This window comes from Methylomarinovum caldicuralii (genome assembly GCF_033126985.1).
Classification (GTDB): domain Bacteria; phylum Pseudomonadota; class Gammaproteobacteria; order Methylococcales; family Methylothermaceae; genus Methylohalobius; species Methylohalobius caldicuralii.
This window is the reverse complement of the sequence record NZ_AP024714.1, coordinates 645,554-662,797: the sequence shown is the minus strand read 5'-3', so window position 1 is coordinate 662,797 and position 17,244 is coordinate 645,554. Positions and strand designations below refer to the sequence as shown.

General features: G+C 61.3%; 12 protein-coding genes, 2 tRNA genes, 3 rRNA genes, 1 other RNA gene and 1 pseudogene. 12 read left to right on the top strand and 7 right to left on the bottom strand.

What is annotated here, in order from left to right:
- Positions 1–19 precede the first annotated feature (19 nt).
- Positions 20–298 (bottom strand): 30S ribosomal protein S20, encoded by a 279-nt coding sequence (gene rpsT, locus MCIT9_RS03465; RefSeq protein WP_317706027.1) that lies wholly within the window; start codon positions 296–298, stop codon positions 20–22.
- A 288-nt stretch (positions 299–586) separates the two neighbouring features.
- On the opposite strand from rpsT, the pseudogene MCIT9_RS03460 reads away from it, so the two are divergent.
- The 3 genes and pseudogenes from MCIT9_RS03460 to MCIT9_RS03450 all read left to right on the top strand — a co-directional run bounded on the left by MCIT9_RS03460 (position 587) and on the right by MCIT9_RS03450 (position 5,019).
- Positions 587–1,620: pseudogene (locus MCIT9_RS03460) on the top strand (ISAs1 family transposase).
- 103 nt (positions 1,621–1,723) lie between these two features.
- Positions 1,724–2,185 carry an FKBP-type peptidyl-prolyl cis-trans isomerase gene (locus MCIT9_RS03455; RefSeq protein WP_317706026.1) on the top strand — a complete coding sequence of 154 codons (462 nt, stop codon included), beginning with the start codon at positions 1,724–1,726 and terminating at the stop codon, positions 2,183–2,185.
- A 170-nt stretch (positions 2,186–2,355) separates the two neighbouring features.
- Entirely contained in the window at positions 2,356–5,019 is a 2,664-nt protein-coding gene (locus MCIT9_RS03450) for a UPF0182 family protein (protein WP_317706025.1), read from the top strand.
- A gap of 53 nt (positions 5,020–5,072) precedes the next feature.
- On the opposite strand, the gene rpiA is transcribed toward MCIT9_RS03450, so the two are convergent.
- The 5 genes from rpiA to MCIT9_RS03425 all read right to left on the bottom strand — a co-directional run bounded on the left by rpiA (position 5,073) and on the right by MCIT9_RS03425 (position 7,061).
- Positions 5,073–5,735, bottom strand: coding sequence for a ribose-5-phosphate isomerase RpiA (rpiA, locus tag MCIT9_RS03445; RefSeq protein ID WP_317706024.1), 663 nt, complete (start codon positions 5,733–5,735; stop codon positions 5,073–5,075).
- A gap of 75 nt (positions 5,736–5,810) precedes the next feature.
- Complete coding sequence (locus MCIT9_RS03440) at positions 5,811–6,293, bottom strand: EVE domain-containing protein (RefSeq protein WP_317706023.1); 483 nt, start codon at positions 6,291–6,293, stop codon at positions 5,811–5,813.
- A 23-nt stretch (positions 6,294–6,316) separates the two neighbouring features.
- Positions 6,317–6,501: non-coding RNA, 6S RNA (gene ssrS, locus MCIT9_RS03435), on the bottom strand.
- A gap of 36 nt (positions 6,502–6,537) precedes the next feature.
- The gene (locus tag MCIT9_RS03430; protein ID WP_317706022.1) at positions 6,538–6,843 is read right to left on the bottom strand and encodes a cell division protein ZapA; all 306 of its coding nucleotides are present in this window, start codon (positions 6,841–6,843) and stop codon (positions 6,538–6,540) included.
- Entirely contained in the window at positions 6,840–7,061 is a 222-nt protein-coding gene (locus MCIT9_RS03425) for a hypothetical protein (protein ID WP_317706021.1), read from the bottom strand. Before MCIT9_RS03425 ends, MCIT9_RS03430 begins: the two co-directional genes overlap by 4 nt.
- A 69-nt stretch (positions 7,062–7,130) precedes the next feature.
- On the opposite strand from MCIT9_RS03425, the gene MCIT9_RS03420 reads away from it, so the two are divergent.
- The 9 genes from MCIT9_RS03420 to rrf all read left to right on the top strand — a co-directional run bounded on the left by MCIT9_RS03420 (position 7,131) and on the right by rrf (position 16,360).
- Positions 7,131–7,667 carry a UPF0149 family protein gene (locus MCIT9_RS03420; protein ID WP_317706020.1) on the top strand — a complete coding sequence of 179 codons (537 nt, stop codon included), beginning with the start codon at positions 7,131–7,133 and terminating at the stop codon, positions 7,665–7,667.
- Complete coding sequence (gene pepP, locus MCIT9_RS03415; protein ID WP_317706019.1) at positions 7,657–8,973, top strand: Xaa-Pro aminopeptidase; 1,317 nt, start codon at positions 7,657–7,659, stop codon at positions 8,971–8,973. Before MCIT9_RS03420 ends, pepP begins: the two co-directional genes overlap by 11 nt.
- A complete protein-coding gene (ubiH, locus tag MCIT9_RS03410) occupies positions 8,966–10,174 on the top strand; it encodes a 2-octaprenyl-6-methoxyphenyl hydroxylase (RefSeq protein WP_317706018.1) in 1,209 nt (402 codons plus the stop codon). Before pepP ends, ubiH begins: the two co-directional genes overlap by 8 nt.
- Positions 10,171–11,034 (top strand): potassium channel family protein, encoded by an 864-nt coding sequence (locus tag MCIT9_RS03405; protein WP_317706017.1) that lies wholly within the window; start codon positions 10,171–10,173, stop codon positions 11,032–11,034. The genes ubiH and MCIT9_RS03405 overlap by 4 nt, the downstream gene beginning before the upstream one ends.
- Positions 11,035–11,387: 353 nt before the next feature.
- Positions 11,388–12,931 (top strand): 16S ribosomal RNA (locus tag MCIT9_RS03400).
- A 115-nt stretch (positions 12,932–13,046) separates the two neighbouring features.
- A tRNA-Ile gene (locus MCIT9_RS03395) sits at positions 13,047–13,123 on the top strand.
- Positions 13,124–13,128: 5 nt separating this feature from the next.
- Positions 13,129–13,204: transfer RNA gene (locus tag MCIT9_RS03390), tRNA-Ala, on the top strand.
- 71 nt (positions 13,205–13,275) lie between these two features.
- Positions 13,276–16,181, top strand: a 23S ribosomal RNA gene (locus MCIT9_RS03385).
- Between the two features lie 64 nt (positions 16,182–16,245).
- Positions 16,246–16,360 (top strand): 5S ribosomal RNA (rrf, locus tag MCIT9_RS03380).
- Together the 16S, 23S and 5S rRNA genes with 2 tRNA genes alongside form the textbook arrangement of a ribosomal RNA operon.
- Positions 16,361–16,426: 66 nt before the next feature.
- Here the strand turns inward: rrf and MCIT9_RS03375 are convergent.
- Positions 16,427–17,230 carry a response regulator gene (locus MCIT9_RS03375; protein ID WP_317706016.1) on the bottom strand — a complete coding sequence of 268 codons (804 nt, stop codon included), beginning with the start codon at positions 17,228–17,230 and terminating at the stop codon, positions 16,427–16,429.
- Positions 17,231–17,244 lie beyond the last annotated feature (14 nt).

Here is a 17,244-nt window from a genome sequence, read left to right as displayed (position 1 = left end):
AATTTCTGCCGGTTCGGCCTTAGGCGGAAGCCTGCTGTGCCAGCGCCTTCAGGCGGGCGTTGAGGCGGCTTTTCTTACGGGCGGCGTTGTTCTTGTGGATGATGCCCTTGTTGACCATCGAATCAATGACCGGCACCGCCTTGCGATAGGCTTCCTGGGCCGTCGCCAGATCACCGGCCTCGACCGCCTTGATGGCCTTCTTGATGAAGGTGCGCATGCGGCTGCGATGGGATTTGTTGAGCGCGTAGCGCTTCAGGTTCTGGCGCGCGCGCTTTTTTGCAGATGCGATGTTAGCCAAGTCGCTCCCCTATGATTGCCGTTGATTCAGGAAAAACCCTATTATCGTGGGCCGTGGGGGCGATGTCAAACGAAGGAAATGACCAGGGCAATCGCATGAATATACCCCACGAAGACGATGGTTTAAGATTCGATGACTTGCAGCAGATTACTTGCAGATTAGAGACTTCTTCTCTGAGGAGCATGCTTTTTGTGGGAGGCACAGATGCTGGAAAAGCCCCTGGCGCTGAGCGAGGTGTTCGTATCGATTCCGGACCCGCGACAATCATCGAAGGTAACCTACGATCTGGTGGAAGTGCTGGTGGTTGTGGTGTGTGCGGTGATCTGCGGTGCCGATACGTTGGTGGAGATTGAACTTTGGGGCAAAGAGAAGCTGGATTGGCTGCGTCGATATGTGCCCTTGCCGCATGGGATTCCGTCCCATGACACCCTGGGGCGGATTTTGGCGATGATCGATCCGGAAGCGTTCGGATCGGCCTTCCAGCGCTGGGCGGTGAGCGTGGTTCCGGCATTGGAAGGTCAGGTGATCGCCATCGACGGCAAGACCAGTCGGCGTAGCCGGTCCAAGGGGCAGGATCCCCTGCATCTGGTCAGTGCCTTTGCGGCTCAGTACCGGTTGGTGGTCGGTCAAGAGGCGGTGGCCGACAAATCCAACGAGAAGACGGCCATTCCCGCCCTGCTGGAGACCCTGGCCTTGAAAGGATGCGTGGTGACCCTCGATGCCATGGGGACCGATCCCAAGATTGCCAAGGCCATCCGTGACCGGGGGGCCGACTATGTACTGGCGGTCAAGGACAACCAGCAAGGTCTGGCCGAATCGATCCGGGATTTCTTCCAGGCCTTTCAGGACGCGCCAAAACCCCGCATCAGCAATGCGAGACGGTCGACAAGGCGCATGGTCGCCTGGAAGTGCGCCGCTGCTATGTGTTCGACCAGCTCGACAGCCTGGACCGGCCCCAGCGCTGGCCGGATCTGGCCTGCTTTGCCGTGGTCGAGTCCGAACGCACCGTCGCCGGCAAAACCACCCGGGAACGGCGTTTCTACATCAGCAGCCTGCCGGCCGATGCCGAACGGCTGGCCTCGGCGGTGCGCCAGCATTGGGCGGTGGAGAACCCGCTTCACTGGTGTATGGATGTCGTATTCAACGATGATCAGGTGCGCCTTCGAACCCGACATGCGGCTCATAACCTGGCGCTGCTCAAACAGATGGTGCTCAATCTCTTTCGCCTCGACCCCACCAAACGCCGCGGGGGCATCAAGGCAAGGCGGCTCCTGGCCGCCTCCAGTGACCACTATCGGGCTCAGTTGCTTGGATGGACGTAGCGTTCATGCGATTGCCCTGAGGAAATGACAAAAAACTTGGTTTTTTTTCCCATCGGAGTATGATGGGAGGTTAGTTTCCATTGTGCAATATAAGGTTCGTTTCATGCAAGTTTCTGAAAACAAAGTCGTTTCCATCCACTATACGCTGAAAAACGATGCCGGTGAGGTGATCGACAGCTCCGAAGGCCGCGAGCCGCTGACCTATCTCCACGGTGTCGGCAACATCATTCCCGGGCTGGAGAAAGCGCTCGAAGGCAAGGACGTCGGCGAACACGTGGATGTCAGCATCGCTCCGGAAGAAGCGTATGGGGAGCGGAACGACGCCCTGGTTCAGGCGGTGCCGCGCAGCGCCTTCGAAGGGGTGGACGAAATCAAGCCGGGCATGCAGTTCCAGGCCCAGACGCCGGCGGGTATGCAGATCCTCACCGTGGTGAAAGTCGAGGGCGACGAAGTCATCGTCGACGGCAATCATCCCCTGGCCGGTGAAACCCTGCACTTCTCCGTGGACATCGCCGACGTGCGCGACGCCACCGAGGAAGAAAAGCGTCACGGTCAAGTCCACTGACCGGCTGACCTTCCGACCGGAATTGTCATTATCCGGGGCGGGTTCTCCCCCCCGCCCCTCTCCTGCCCTTCTGCCGCCGTCTTTCTCCTTGTTTCCGTTTCCTTGACGTATTACCCTTAATTCCTTTTTGAACGTTTGCCGTAGGACAACAGGGGCGGCTATCTATGGGAATGGGTAACTGGAAGAGAGGGTTGATCGTCGCCTTCGGCGGTCTTTTGTTCCTGGCGCTGCTGCTGTTGGTGCTGGGGATTCTTTTCAGCCACTTTCTCATCGATCTGTGGTGGTATCTGTCCCTCAACTTCGGCGGCTATTTCTGGCTGCGCCTCCTGTACCGCTACATTCTCGCGGGCGGGGTGACGCTGTTTTTCTTCATTCTCTTCTTCGCCAACTTCTGGATCGCCTCCCGCTATCTGGGGCGCAGCGCCCGCGGCCGGGTTTCCAAAGGCTGGATCCACAAATTCCAGACCGGGGCGATGGAGGTCTATACGCCCCTGTCGCTGGTGATGGGGATCATTCTGGCGATCCCCTTCTACCAGCAGTGGGAAGCCGGGCTGTTGTTCTTCTTCGGCCCCGGGGCCGGGGTGGACGATCCGCTTTACGGCAACGACGTCTCCTTCTATCTGTTCCGCCTGCCGATCTTTTTGATGCTGCAGCGGGGGCTTCTGGCCACCTTCCTGATTCTGTTCGTGGGGGTGGGCTTCCTTTACTGGCTCGAGAACCGGGTGATTCCGGTCGAGCGCCAGGAATTTCCCGAAGGCGTGCGCATCCATCTGTCGATTCTCGCCTTTCTGTCGGCGCTGGTGCTTGCCTGGGGGCTGATGCTGCAGCGTTTCGCCCTCCTTTACGTGGACGATCACGAGCCGACCTTCTACGGCCCCGGTTTCGTCGAGGTTTACTATCATCTGCCGCTGATCTGGCTGGCGCTGCTCGCCTTTCTGATCGCAGCGGTGGCCTTCATCTTCTACGCCAATCTGCGCCGGAGCCTCTATCTGGTCATCGGCATCACCGGCGCGGTGGTGTTCCTGGTCGCGGCAGGACTGCGCCATGTCACGCTGATTCCAGAGATGTTGAATCAGTACATCGTCAAGGCCAATCCGGTAACCACCGAAGGCCGCTTCATGAAGAACAACATCGAAGCGACCCTGGCGGCCTACCGCCTGGACGGGGCCACGGCGGTGAACTTCGAGGTCAGTCAGCGGCCGGAAACGGACATCGGCGAAGATGTGGCCGACTACATCAACAACATTCCGGTCTGGGACGAGAACTTTCTCTATGACGTCTATCAGCAGCTCCAGGGGCTGCGGCCGTACTACCGCTTCTCGCCGGTGGACGTGGCCCGCTACACCATTCACGGCCGGGTGCAGCAGGTCAACCTGGCGGCCCGCGAGCTGAACCTGAGCAAGCTGCCGGCCTCGGTGGTGGAAAACTGGGAGAATATCCACCTGCGCTACACCCACGGCTACGGCGTGGTGATGACGCCGGCGGCCCAGGAAGGCGACCGGCCGATGGAATGGTACATCCGCGACCTGACCCTGTATTCGCCGGTCGGTTTCAAGATCGACACTCCCGACATCTATTACGGCCAGGAGAACCTGACCTACGCCATCGTGCCCAACAAGCTGGAAGTCGCCGAGCTGCCGGGAACGAAGGTAACACCGCAGCAATACCAAGGTGGCGGCGGGGTCGAGATCAAATCCCTGTTCCGCAAGCTGATCGCCGCGGTCTATTTCCAGGACCCCAAGATCTTCTTCTCCATCAACATTGGTGAGGAGAGCCGCCTGCGCATCCGCCGGAACATCATCGAACGGATTCGCGAGCTGACGCCCTACCTGATGATCGACAGCGATCCTTACGTGATCGTCACCGACGACCGGCTCTACTGGCTCATCGATGCCTACACCACCTCCGACTGGTATCCGATCTCCAAGCCCACCACCCTGGAGGGGCGGGAGCGGGAGATCAACTACATCCGCAATTCGGTCAAGATCGTCATCGACGCCTACGACGGCCACGTGGATTTCTACGTCGCCGATCCGGAAGATCCCATCATCCGCGCCTATGCCCGTGCCTTTCCGGGGGTGTTCAAGCCCATCGGCGCCATGCCCCACGTGATCCAGACCCAGTTGCGCTATCCGCGTGACTTCTTCCGCATCCAGATGCAGATCTACGCCAAGTACCACCAGCGGGAGCCGGAGCTGTTCTTCCAGCAGGCCGACACCTGGGACTTCGCCAAGGTCAAGGACGTGCCCAAACTGCCCTACTACCTGACGGTCCAGCTGGTGGAGAAATCCCACCCCCAGCTGCAGCCCTTCGTGCAGATCAGCCCCCTGACCCCGATCGGCCGCGACAACCTGCGGGCACTGGCGATCGCCGGGGTCCGCGACCTGACCGAAGGACCCTACGTGCCGGAGCTGGTGGTCTACCAGTTCAAGAAGGAAGTACAGGTGGACGGCCCGGCCCAGATCGACGCCCTCATCGACCAGGATCCGGAAATCTCCGCCGCCTTCACCCTGTGGAACCAGCAGGGCTCGGAGGTCAAGCGCGGCCGCATCATCGTCCTGCCGGTGGGACACTCGGTGCTGTACGTGCAACCGGTCTATCTGATCGCCGCCGGCGAGACCCGCATTCCGCAGCTGACCCGCATCATCGTCTCCATGGGCAATGTAGTGGTGATGGAGCGTTCCCTCAAGGAAGCGTTCGACAGGCTGCGTCAGGAGCTGATCGCCAAGACGATGCGGGAGCTGGAACTGCGCGGGCAGACCCTGGAGGGCGTCAATCCGGGGGCGCCCTTGCTACCATTGCCGGAACCTGCGCGCGAGGCCGTCTCCCCCTGAAACGCAAAAAGCCCGCGTAGCGGGCTTTTTGATGGGGGTTGGCGGGAGAAGGTCTAACGGTTCAGGGTCTTGACGCCATCCGGGGTGCCAAGCAGGACCACGTCCGCCGGCCGCAGGGCGAAGATGCCCACGGTGACCACGCCGGGAATGTTGTTGATGGTTTGTTCCATCTCGATGGGTTTGAGGATCTCCAGGTTGTGGACGTCGATGATCTGGCCGCCGTTGTCGGTGATGAAGCCTTCGCGCCACTGCGGCTGGCCGCCGAGTTTGACCATCTGCCGGGAGACGTAGCTGCGGGCCATCGGGATCACTTCGATGGGCAGCGGGAAGCGGCCAAGCACGTCCACATACTTGCCCTCGTCGGCGATACAGACGAACTTGCGGCTGGCGGCGGCGATGATCTTCTCCCGGGTCAGGGCGCCGCCGCCGCCCTTGATCAGCTGCAGATGGGGATTGATTTCGTCGGCCCCGTCCACGTAGACCTCCAGGTCGCCGACCGCATTGAGGTCGAGAACCGGGATGCCCAGCTTCTTCAGGCGTTCGGTGCTGGCCTCGGAACTGGAGACAGCGCCCTCGATCTGGTGCCTGAAATCGGCGAGCAGATCGATGAAATGGTTGACGGTGGAACCGGTGCCGATGCCGAGGATGGGAATGCCGCGCACGTATTCGAGGGCGGCTTCGGCGGCTTTGCGTTTGAGGTCGTCGGCAGAGCTCATGGACTTCTCCTTGGGTGGTTTCGGAATTCGGAGCCGACGATGATAGCGGCCGTGGCCGCCGCTTGGCAACGGAGGTTAGCGGCGGGCCAGTTCCAGCAGAAACCGCCAATGCTCCGGCGCCACCGGCATCACCGAAAGGCGATTGCCGCGGCGGAGCAGCGCCAGTCCCTCCAGGCGGTCGCTGTGGCGTTTGATCTCCGCCAGCGTGAGGGTGCGGGGGAAACGTTCCGTCAGGCGCACGTCCACCATGAACCAGCGCGGATTTTCCGGCGTGCTTTTGGGATCGTAATAGGGGCTGTCCGGGTCGAAGGCGGTATGATCAGGGTAGCTGGCGCGGACAATTTCCACGGTGCCGACGATGCCCGGCTCCTTGCAGTTGGAGTGATAGATGAAGGCCTGATCGCCCACCTGCATCCGGTCGCGGAGGAAATTGCGGGCTTGGTAATTGCGAACCCCGTCCCAATGGGTGGTCTGGTCCGGGCAGGCGGCCAGGTCGTCGATACCGAAGGTGGCCGGTTCGGATTTCAGCAGCCAGTAGCGGCAGGTGGATGGGCTCATGAAAGCGCCGATAGATAAGGAATGTATCCCCCGCCGGCGCCGTAACGTCCCTTTGCTCTTGAACCGGTCGGTTCAAGTGGGAGCTTCGGTGGCGAATCAGGCTTCCCGCACATGGCGGACGTGCACACCAGCGCCAGGCACCCGCTCCCAGGGTTTGGAATTAGGCTCAAGAGGTAACCCCGGGACGTTTCGCACGCTGCAGGGGATACTGGTTTAATTGTACACCAAGATGGCGGAACGGAAGTCAGGATGCGTCTTCTTCCTGCAAAATCCGGGTGACGATCCGGTTCAGATCCTGGGCCTGCTGCGTCAGCCGGCGGCGCAGATCGTCGTTTGCACGCTGCAGCAGCACCAGCTCGTGGGCGATGTTGAGGGCGGCCAGCAGCAGCACCCGTTCGTTGCCGATGAGTTGGGAGCGGCTCTGGATCTGCCGCATTTCCCGGTCGAGGCGGGCGGCGGCGGCAAGCAGGGCATCGCGCTCGTCCGGGGCGCAGCGGAGGCGGTATTCCCGGCCGAGGATTCTGACGCTGATCAGATCTTCGCCACTCATGTCCGGCTCAAAGTCTGCAGCCGTTCCAGCATGGCCTCGACCCGCTGCCGCGCCGCCTGGGTGCGCTGGTTGAAGTGTTCGCGTTCGGCCAGCAGCCGGTCGCGTTCGTCCCGCAGGGCGCGGTTCTCCGCCCGTAGCTGCTGACACAGCGTGGCCAGCTGGTCGAGCTGTTCGGCCAGACGGGCCAATTCCTGTTCCGGGTCGGGTACCGATGTCACGGGCGGGCTGGTTTCAAGCGATCAAAAACTAATGCTAGCATAAGACATCGCAACGATTGAGTGGAGACGATGACCAAAGCCGATGCCTATACCGAATTCGACGCCGCCCTGGCGGCCGCCGGCCGCCCGTGTTCCGCGGCCGAAGCCCACGGCCTTTGGAGCGGCTTGCTCTGCGGCGACGTGAACGTCCCGGCGGACCGGGCCATTGCCGCCCTGGACGACGAACCGGCCGTCGAGGCCGGCGTGGCCGGGCGGCTGCGGCCCCTGTTTGCGGCCACCCGCAAAGCGCTGGAGGACGACAGTCTGGGGTTCCAGCCCCTGCTTCCCGATGATGAAACCCCGCTGCCGGACCGGGCGCAGGCGCTGGCACAGTGGTGTCAGGGGTTCCTCTACGGCCTGGGGCTCAGCGGGCGGCAGTCGTGGCCGGCGCAGATCCAGGAGATCCTACGCGACTTTCAGGCCATCGCCCAGCTGAATCCGGACGCGGAAGGCGAGGAGGACGAGCGGGCCTTCGCCGAGCTGGTGGAATACCTGCGCGTCGGCACCCAGCTCATCTTTGCCGAGGGTCTGCTGGAGGACGAGCGGGAGGCCGGGAATGAATCCTGAGGTGTTCGCCCGCCGCCGGGCTGCTTATCTGGCGCGGCTGGGAGACGACGAGGTCGCCGTGTTCGCCGCCGCCCCGGACCGGCCCCGCAGCCGCGACGTGGACTACCCCTACCGCCAGGACAGCGATTTCTACTATCTGACCGGTTTCCCCGAACCTGATGCGGTGGCGGTGTTTCTGCCCGGCCGCAAGAAGGGGCAGTACGTGCTGTTCTGTCGTGAGTACGATCCGCACAAGGCTATCTGGGAGGGGCGCCACGCCGGCCTCAAGGGGGCGCGCAAGCAATACGGCGCCGATCAGTCCTTCGCCATCGACCAGCTTGACGAGGTGATGCCCGAGCTGTTGGCCAACCGTACCCGGCTCCATTATGCCCTGGGGCGGGATGCCGGTTTCGATCGCAAGCTGGCGGGCTGGCTCCAGGCGGTCAAGGCCCAGGTGCGCAAGGGGGTGCGGGCGCCGGAGGAGATCGTCGATCCCGACCGCGACCTGCACGAGATGCGCCTCGTCAAAGGGGCGGAAGAGATCGCGGCGTTGCGACGGGCAATGGAAATCTCGGCCCGGGCCCATGTCCGGGCCATGCAGGTCTGCCGGCCGGGTCTGTACGAGTATCAGATCGAGGCGGAACTGGTGCATGAGTTCATGCGCGGCGGTGCCCGCTCGCCGGCCTATCCCAGCATCGTCGCCGGCGGCGACAACGCCTGCATCCTCCATTACACCGACAACGATGCCCAGCTGCGCGACGGCGATCTGCTCCTCATCGACGCCGGTGCCGAATACGACTGTTACGCCGCTGACATCACCCGCACCTTCCCGGTCAACGGCCGCTTCAGTTCCCCCCAGCGGGCCATCTACGAACTGGTGCTCGAGGCCCAGCTGGCGGCGATCGACAAGGTCCGGCCCGGCAACCATTGGAACGAGCCCCACGAGGCGGCGGTGAAAGTGCTCACCAAAGGGCTGGTGAAGCTGGGCCTGCTCGAAGGTCGCCCCTCGCGGCTGATCAAGAAGGAAGCCTACAAGGACTTCTACATGCACCGCACCGGCCACTGGCTCGGCATGGACGTGCACGATGTCGGCCACTACAAGGTCGGGGACGCATGGTGCGAACTGCAGCCGGGCATGGTGCTGACCGTGGAGCCGGGCCTATATATAAGCAGGGATTGCAAGCAGGTCAACAAACGCTGGCGCGGCATCGGCATCCGCATCGAGGACGACGTGCTGGTGACCGAGGACGGCTGCGAGGTGCTGACCGCGGCGGTGCCGAAAACGGTGGAAGCCATCGAAGCGGTGATGGAGGCGGCCCGTGACTGAGGAATACGACGTCGTCATCGTCGGCGGCGGGCTGGCCGGCGCCAGCCTGGCCCTGGCGCTGCAGCCGACGGGATTGAAGGTGGTGCTGGTGGAAAGCCAGACCCCGGAGGCGAAATGGAATTCCCCCGCCGGGGACCGGGCCCTGGCGCTGGCGTTGGGATCGGTGGAGATCTTCCAGGAACTGAACGTCTGGCCCCGGGCCGCAGACAAAGCCACCGCCATCCGCCGGATCCACGTTTCCGACCGCGGCCATTTCGGCAAGACCCGGCTGGAGGCGGCGGACCTGGACGTGCCGGCCTTCGGCTACGTCATGCCGGCCCGGGAGCTGGAAAAGGCGGTGGCCGAGGCCTGTTCCAGCCAAGGGGTGGAGGTCATTTGCCCGGCCGAAGTGCAGGGCATGACCTGGCAAGGCAACCGGGTTGAATTGACCCTGGCTCGGGATACGGGGCCGCTTTCCTGCCGGACCCGCCTGGTGGTCGCCGCCGACGGCGGGCAATCGAAAGTACGCCAGTGGGCCGGAATCGGCCAGCAGGAGCGGGATTACGGTCAGGTCGCCGTCGTCACTACGGTAGAAGCGGAACGCCCCCACGAGGGAACCGCCTACGAACGCTTTACCGCATCGGGGCCGCTGGCCCTGCTGCCCCTGGGCCACCGCCGCGCTGCCTTGATCTGGACCCACGATCGCCGGGCCGCACGGGAGATCATGGCCCTGGAAGCGCCGGCTTTCGAGGCCCGCCTGCAACAGGCTTTCGGCTGGCGTCTGGGACGTCTGCGCGTGGTCGCCCCGGTGCGGGGATTTCCTCTGCGCCTGATCCGGGCCAGGCGCCTGTTCGGTGAGCGGGTGGCGGTGGTCGGGAATGCCGCCCATCAGCTGCACCCGGTCGCAGGGCAGGGCTTCAACCTGGGGCTGCGCGATGTCATGACCCTCGCCGGATTGCTCCGCCGCCACGTGCGCCAGGGTGGCGATCCCGGTGCCTTGATATTACTAGAGCGCTATGCCCATGCCCGGGCCCGCGATCACGACCGCGTCATCGGTTTCAGCGACCGGCTGATCGAGTGGTTCACCTCCCCTGCCCCGCCGTTGGCACTGGCGCGCAATCTCGGCTTGGTCGCGCTCGATCACTTGCCCCTGGCCAAACGCTGGTTCACCCGCCAGGCGATGGGCAAGGCGCAGAGGCTGGGTGTTCCCGAAAGGCAATGAACGACGAGCGCTGGAAACGCGGCCTTGGTGTCGCTGGCGTTTCCCCCTACGAGACGGTCCGGGCCAAGAGGCTGGGGCGATGGTTCGAATGGCCGATGCTGGCCCTGGCCGTCCTCATCCCGTTTCGCTGGTACTTCGAATTCAAGGGCCGTCTCGATCCCCGTCTGGCTTACGGGTTCGACTGGATCATCTGGGGGCTGTTCGTCCTCGAGGCGGTGCTAATCAGCCTGAACGTGCGCGATCCGAAACGCTATCTGCGGGAGAACTGGCTCAATCTTTTCATCATCATCGTCATCTTCCCACCCCTGTGGAAAATTTCCGCCCTGCCCGCCAGCCTGCGCCTGCTGCGCCTGGTGGTGCTGGTGGATTTGCTGCTCCGCCTGCTCAAGGTGATCTTCCAGGTGCTGCGGCGCAACACCCTGGGTGCCACATTGATCGCCGCCAGTGTCATCATCGTCGTCTCCGGGGTCGTTATGTCCGCCATTGATCCGGCCTTCGAGACGCCTTTCGATGGCATTTGGTGGGCCTGGGTCACCGTCAGCACCGTCGGTTACGGCGATTACGTCCCTGTCTCCACCTGGGGGCGGATACTCGCCATTTTCATCATTCTGCTGGGTATCGGCCTGTTCGCGCTGTTGACGGCACAGATCTCCGCCGCTCTGATCGGCCGGGTCGGGGAAAATCTGGGGGAGGTTGAGCGCGAGGTCCAGCGTCTGGAAATCGACGAGGCCGCGATTCATCTCCACATCGAACAACTGGAACGCAGGCTGGAGCGGATCGAGCGTCTTCTGGAGGCCCAAGTGGAGGCCGGCGGCAAAAAGAGGCCGCAGGCACTTGACGAGAAGAAAACGAATCCATAAAATGCTCCGTCTCTCAGGACTGTGTTCCTGAAGGAACGAGGCAAGGAGCCTCAGAAAGCGCAAAAACGCTTGACGTTTCATTTACAGGGATGTAAGATGTTTTGCTCTTTCGGCGGGAGGTCCGGGAGCTGTTTTTCAGGGAAGGGAACTTGTTGGCTGGGTGGGAGTCTCAGCTGTTGCGCCACAGGGAGGGGCGTCCCGGAGCAGGAATTTGGGTCCGGGTGTTGACACAGGGAGGGGGTGTGATAGAATTCTTCTTCTCGCTTCGGCGGGCAGTTCTTTAAAAAACAGATCGAATCATCCGTGTGGGTCCTTGATCGGGTCGTCCGGGCGGAAGAGAAATTTTTCTGCTTTGGATGAAGAGTTTGATCATGGCTCAGATTGAACGCTGGCGGCAGGCCTAACACATGCAAGTCGAGCGGTAACAGGCCCTTCGGGGTGCTGACGAGCGGCGAACGGGTGAGTAACGCGTGGGAACCTACCCCTCGGTGGGGGATAACCCGGGGAAACCCGGGCTAATACCGCATACGCTCTACGGAGGAAAGCGGGGGACCTCTTCGGAGGCCTCGCGCCGAGGGATGGGCCCGCGTCCTATCAGCTAGTTGGTGAGGTAACGGCTCACCAAGGCGACGACGGGTAGCTGGCCTGAGAGGGTGGCCAGCCACACTGGGACTGAGACACGGCCCAGACTCCTACGGGAGGCAGCAGTGGGGAATCTTGGACAATGGGCGAAAGCCTGATCCAGCCATGCCGCGTGAGGGAAGAAGGCCTGCGGGTTGTAAACCTCTTTCGGCAGGGACGAAGGGCTCTGGGGCCAATACCCCCAGGGTTTGACGTTACCTGCAGAAGAAGCACCGGCTAACTCCGTGCCAGCAGCCGCGGTAATACGGAGGGTGCTAGCGTTAATCGGAATTACTGGGCGTAAAGCGTCCGTAGGCGGCCTGCTCAGTCTGATGTGAAAGCCCCGGGCTTAACCTGGGAATTGCATTGGATACTGGCAGGCTAGAGTCTGGTAGAGGGTGGTGGAATTCCCGGTGTAGCGGTGAAATGCGTAGATATCGGGAGGAACACCAGTGGCGAAGGCGGCCACCTGGACCAAGACTGACGCTGAGGGACGAAAGCGTGGGGAGCAAACAGGATTAGATACCCTGGTAGTCCACGCCCTAAACGATGTCGACTAGCCGTTGGGCCCGATTGGGGCTTAGTGGCGCAGCTAACGCGATAAGTCGACCGCCTGGGGAGTACGGCCGCAAGGTTAAAACTCAAATGAATTGACGGGGGCCCGCACAAGCGGTGGAGCATGTGGTTTAATTCGATGCAACGCGAAGAACCTTACCTGCCCTTGACATTCCAGGAACCCTGCCGAGAGGCGGGGGTGCCTTCGGGAACCGGGTGACAGGTGCTGCATGGCTGTCGTCAGCTCGTGTCGTGAGATGTTGGGTTAAGTCCCGTAACGAGCGCAACCCCTGTCCTTAGTTGCCAGCGGTTCGGCCGGGCACTCTAAGGAGACTGCCGGCGATAAGCCGGAGGAAGGCGGGGATGACGTCAAGTCATCATGGCCCTTATGGGCAGGGCTACACACGTGCTACAATGGCCGGTACAGAGGGCTGCGAAGGGGCGACCCGGAGCGAATCCCAGAAAGCCGGTCGTAGTCCGGATTGCAGTCTGCAACTCGACTGCATGAAGCTGGAATCGCTAGTAATCGCGGATCAGCAATGCCGCGGTGAATACGTTCCCGGGCCTTGTACACACCGCCCGTCACACCATGGGAGTCGGCTGCACCAGAAGCCGGTAGCCTAACCCTTCGGGGAGGGCGCCGTCCACGGTGTGGTCGATGACTGGGGTGAAGTCGTAACAAGGTAGCCGTACCGGAAGGTGCGGCTGGATCACCTCCTTACTATTTTGCCCGGGCGTCTCGGTTTAGGGCCCACACGGATGATTCGACAAAGTCTGTCGGTGGCGCCAGGAGGCAGGAAATTCCAGGATGGAAAGGGCGACAGACCGAAGTTTATGGGTCTGTAGCTCAGTTGGTTAGAGCGCACCCCTGATAAGGGTGAGGTCGGTGGTTCAAATCCACCCAGACCCACCAGGATTGGGGCCATAGCTCAGCTGGGAGAGCGCCTGCCTTGCACGCAGGAGGTCGGGAGTTCGATCCTCCCTGGCTCCACCAAGGATAGATCTTTAACAATTTGGGTAAAACTGTACACTGTATCGATGTTCCTAGACCCTTTTGGGTTATAGGGTCAAGCGACTAAGCGCATACGGTGGATGCCTAGGCGGTAGGAGGCGATGAAGGACGTGGTAGCCTGCGATAAGCCTCGGGGAGCTGGCAAACAAGCTTTGATCCGGGGATTTCCGAATGGGGCAACCCGGCCACCCATAGGTGGTCATCCCGGCTTCGGCCGGGAGGCGAACCCAGGGAACTGAAACATCTAAGTACCTGGAGGAAAAGAAATCAACCGAGATTCCCTCAGTAGCGGCGAGCGAACGGGGAACAGCCTGGCACGATTTAGCCAACGCCCTAGTGGAACGGTCTGGAAAGTCCGACCTGAGAGGGTGATAGTCCCGTACACGAAAGGGCGTTGGTGGAACTAGGCGTGCGAACAAGTAGGGCGGGACACGTGTTATCCTGTCCGAAGATGGGGGGCCCACCCTCCAAGGCTAAATACTCCCTACCGACCGATAGTGAACCAGTACCGTGAGGGAAAGGCGAAAAGAACCCCGGAGAGGGGAGTGAAATAGAACCTGAAACCGTATGCGTACAAGCAGTCGGAGCCCGCTTCGGCGGGTGACGGCGTACCTTTTGTATAATGGGTCAGCGAGTTACTCTCAGTGGCAAGGTTAACCGTCGTAGGGGAGCCGTAGGGAAACCGAGTCTGATAAGGGCGCCAAGTCGCTGGGAGTAGACCCGAAACCGGGCGATCTACCCATGGCCAGGGTGAAGGTGGGGTAAAACCCACTGGAGGCCCGAACCGGTTGGTGTTGCAAAACCATCGGATGAGCTGTGGGTAGGAGTGAAAGGCTAAACAAGCTCGGAGATAGCTGGTTCTCCCCGAAAACTATTGAGGTAGTGCCTCGTGTGGACACTTCCGGGGGTAGAGCACTGTTTCGGTTGGGGGCCCCATCTAGGGGTACCCCGCCGAGGCAAACTCCGAATACCGGAAAGTGATGCACGGGAGACAGACGGCGGGTGATAAGGTCCGTCGTCGAGAGGGAAACAGCCCAGACCGCCAGCTAAGGTCCCTAAATCACCGCTAAGTGGGAAACGATGTGGGAAGGCTTAGACAGCCAGGAGGTTGGCTTAGAAGCAGCCACCCTTTAAAGAAAGCGTAATAGCTCACTGGTCGAGTCGGCCCGCGCGGAAGATGTAACGGGGCTCAAGCGGTGTACCGAAGCTGCGGATCTGCCCTTCGGGGCAGGTGGTAGGGGAGCGTTCCGTAAGCCTGCGAAGGTGTGTCGAAAGGCATGCTGGAGGTATCGGAAGTGCGAATGCTGACATGAGTAACGTTAAAGGGGGTGAAAAACCCCCTCGCCGAAAGCCCAAGGTTTCCTGCGCAACGCTAATCGGCGCAGGGTTAGTCGGCACCTAAGGCGAGGCCGAAAGGCGTAGTCGATGGAAAACCGGTTAATATTCCGGTACCTGCCGTGACTGCGATGGGGTGACGGAGAAGGCTAGGCGCAGCCGGGTGACGGATGTCCCGGTCCAAGCGTGTAGGGGGTGGCTCCAGGCAAATCCGGAGCCACGTCAACCCCGAGACGTGATGGGGAGCCCCATTAGGGGCGAACTGGCCGATGCCATGCTTCCAAGAAAACCCTCTAAGCTTCAGGTCACGGGAGGCCGTACCGCAAACCGACACTGGTGGGCGGGGCGAGAAGCCCAAGGCGCTTGAGAGAACCCGGGTGAAGGAACTAGGCAAAATGGCACCGTAACTTCGGGAGAAGGTGTGCCCGCATTAGGTGTAGGCCCTCGCGGCCGAAGCCGAGGCGGGTTGCAGTGACCAGGGGGCTGCGACTGTTTACCAAAAACACAGCACTCTGCAAACGCGCAAGCGGACGTATAGGGTGTGACGCCTGCCCGGTGCCGGAAGGTTAAGGGATCCGGTTATCCTTTTTGGAGAAGCCGGTGAACGAAGCCCCGGTAAACGGCGGCCGTAACTATAACGGTCCTAAGGTAGCGAAATTCCTTGTCGGGTAAGTTCCGACCTGCACGAATGGCGTAACGATGGCCCCACTGTCTCCACCCGGGACTCAGTGAAGTTGAAATCGCTGTGAAGATGCAGTGTACCCGCAGCAAGACGGAAAGACCCCGTGAACCTTTACTACAGCTTTACGCTGGATGCTGGGCTTGCCTGTGTAGGATAGGTGGGAGGCTGTGAAGCCAGGGCGCCAGCCCTGGTGGAGCCGCCCTTGAAATACCACCCTGGCAAGTCTGGTGTTCTAACCCAGGGAAGTCATCCTTCCCGGGGACAGCGTATGGCGGGTAGTTTGACTGGGGCGGTCTCCTCCCAAAGGGTAACGGAGGAGCACGAAGGTACCCTCAGCGCGGTCGGAAATCGCGCGGTGAGTGCAAGGGCACAAGGGTGCTTGACTGCGAGACCGACGGGTCGAGCAGGTGCGAAAGCAGGTCCTAGTGATCCGGTGGTTCTTCGTGGAAGGGCCATCGCTCAACGGATAAAAGGTACTCCGGGGATAACAGGCTGATACCACCCAAGAGTTCATATCGACGGTGGTGTTTGGCACCTCGATGTCGGCTCATCTCATCCTGGGGCTGAAGCCGGTCCCAAGGGTATGGCTGTTCGCCATTTAAAGAGGTACGCGAGCTGGGTTCAGAACGTCGTGAGACAGTTCGGTCCCTATCTGCTGTGGGCGTTGGAGACTTGAGGGGAGCTGCTCCTAGTACGAGAGGACCGGAGTGGACGGACCTCTGGTGGTCCGGTTGTCACGCCAGTGGCACAGCCGGGTAGCTAAGTCCGGACGGGATAACCGCTGAAAGCATCTAAGCGGGAAGCCTCCCCCAAGATGAGGTCTCCCAGGACCCTTAGAGGTCCCTGAAGGGCCGTTCAAGACCAGGACGTTGATAGGCCGGGTGTGGAAGCCCAGCAATGGGTGAAGCTGACCGGTACTAATTGCCCGTGAGGCTTGACCCTATAACACCAAAGGGGTCTGGGACGTCGATCCAAAGCAAGTGTACAGTTTTGCCAACCCGTTTTGCCTGGCGGCCATAGAGCGCTGGAACCACCCGATCCCATCCCGAACTCGGCAGTGAAACAGCGCTTCGCCGATGATAGTGGAGCAACCGCTCCGTGAAAGTAGGGCACCGCCAGGCGCCTTACATCCAAAACCCCCATCCAGTGATCTGGATGGGGGTTTTGTTTTTCCCTCCCCTGCCCTGTCACACCTGGGCTTCCACGCAGTGGTACAGGATTTCCTTGACGTTTGCCGGCTCGAACGGTTTGTCGCAGATGGCGGACACACCTGCCTGTTGTACTGCGCCCAGGCGGGTCTGGTTCTGCTCGCTGGTGACCATGATGATCGGCAGGAACGGATTGTCGAGCTGTTCGCGGATGAACTGGGTCAGCGCCATGCCGTCCATATGGGGCATGTTGTAATCGGTCACCACCAGATCGAATTCCTGCTCTGCCAGCAGTTGTACCGCCTGCTGCCCGTCCTCGGCTTCGGCGATGTTGTCCAGTCCCATGTCGTTGAGCACGCGCACGATGTGGCGGCGCGCCAGACGACTGTCGTCAACAACCAATACCCGCAGCTGTTCGACGTCGTAATTCTCCAGCTCGATTTCAGACGGTTCCAAATATTGCAGCGTCGCTATCAGCGCCCGGTGAAGATCGTTGCGGTTGAAAGGCTTGGTCAGAATGGCGACCACGCCAGCCTGACGGACCGGTTCGAGTTCACTCAGGCGGGTCTCGCTGGAAACCAGCATGAACGGCAGGCTTTGATAACGGGGTTCGGTGCGCAGCTGGGTGAGCAGTTCCACAGCGGTCATGTCCGGCAAATACATGCTGCTGACCACCAGGTCAGGAGTGTAATGCTCCAGCTGGGCCATGGCATCGTTGCCGTTGGCCACCCAGTCTACCTTCTCCACCCCCTCGTCATGCAGCTGGTCACGAATGATCTTGGCCTGGGTGTTCGAGGGTTCGATCAGCAACAGGGTGAGGTCTTCGATCGCCAGGGGTTCCACGTTTCGCTCCTTTT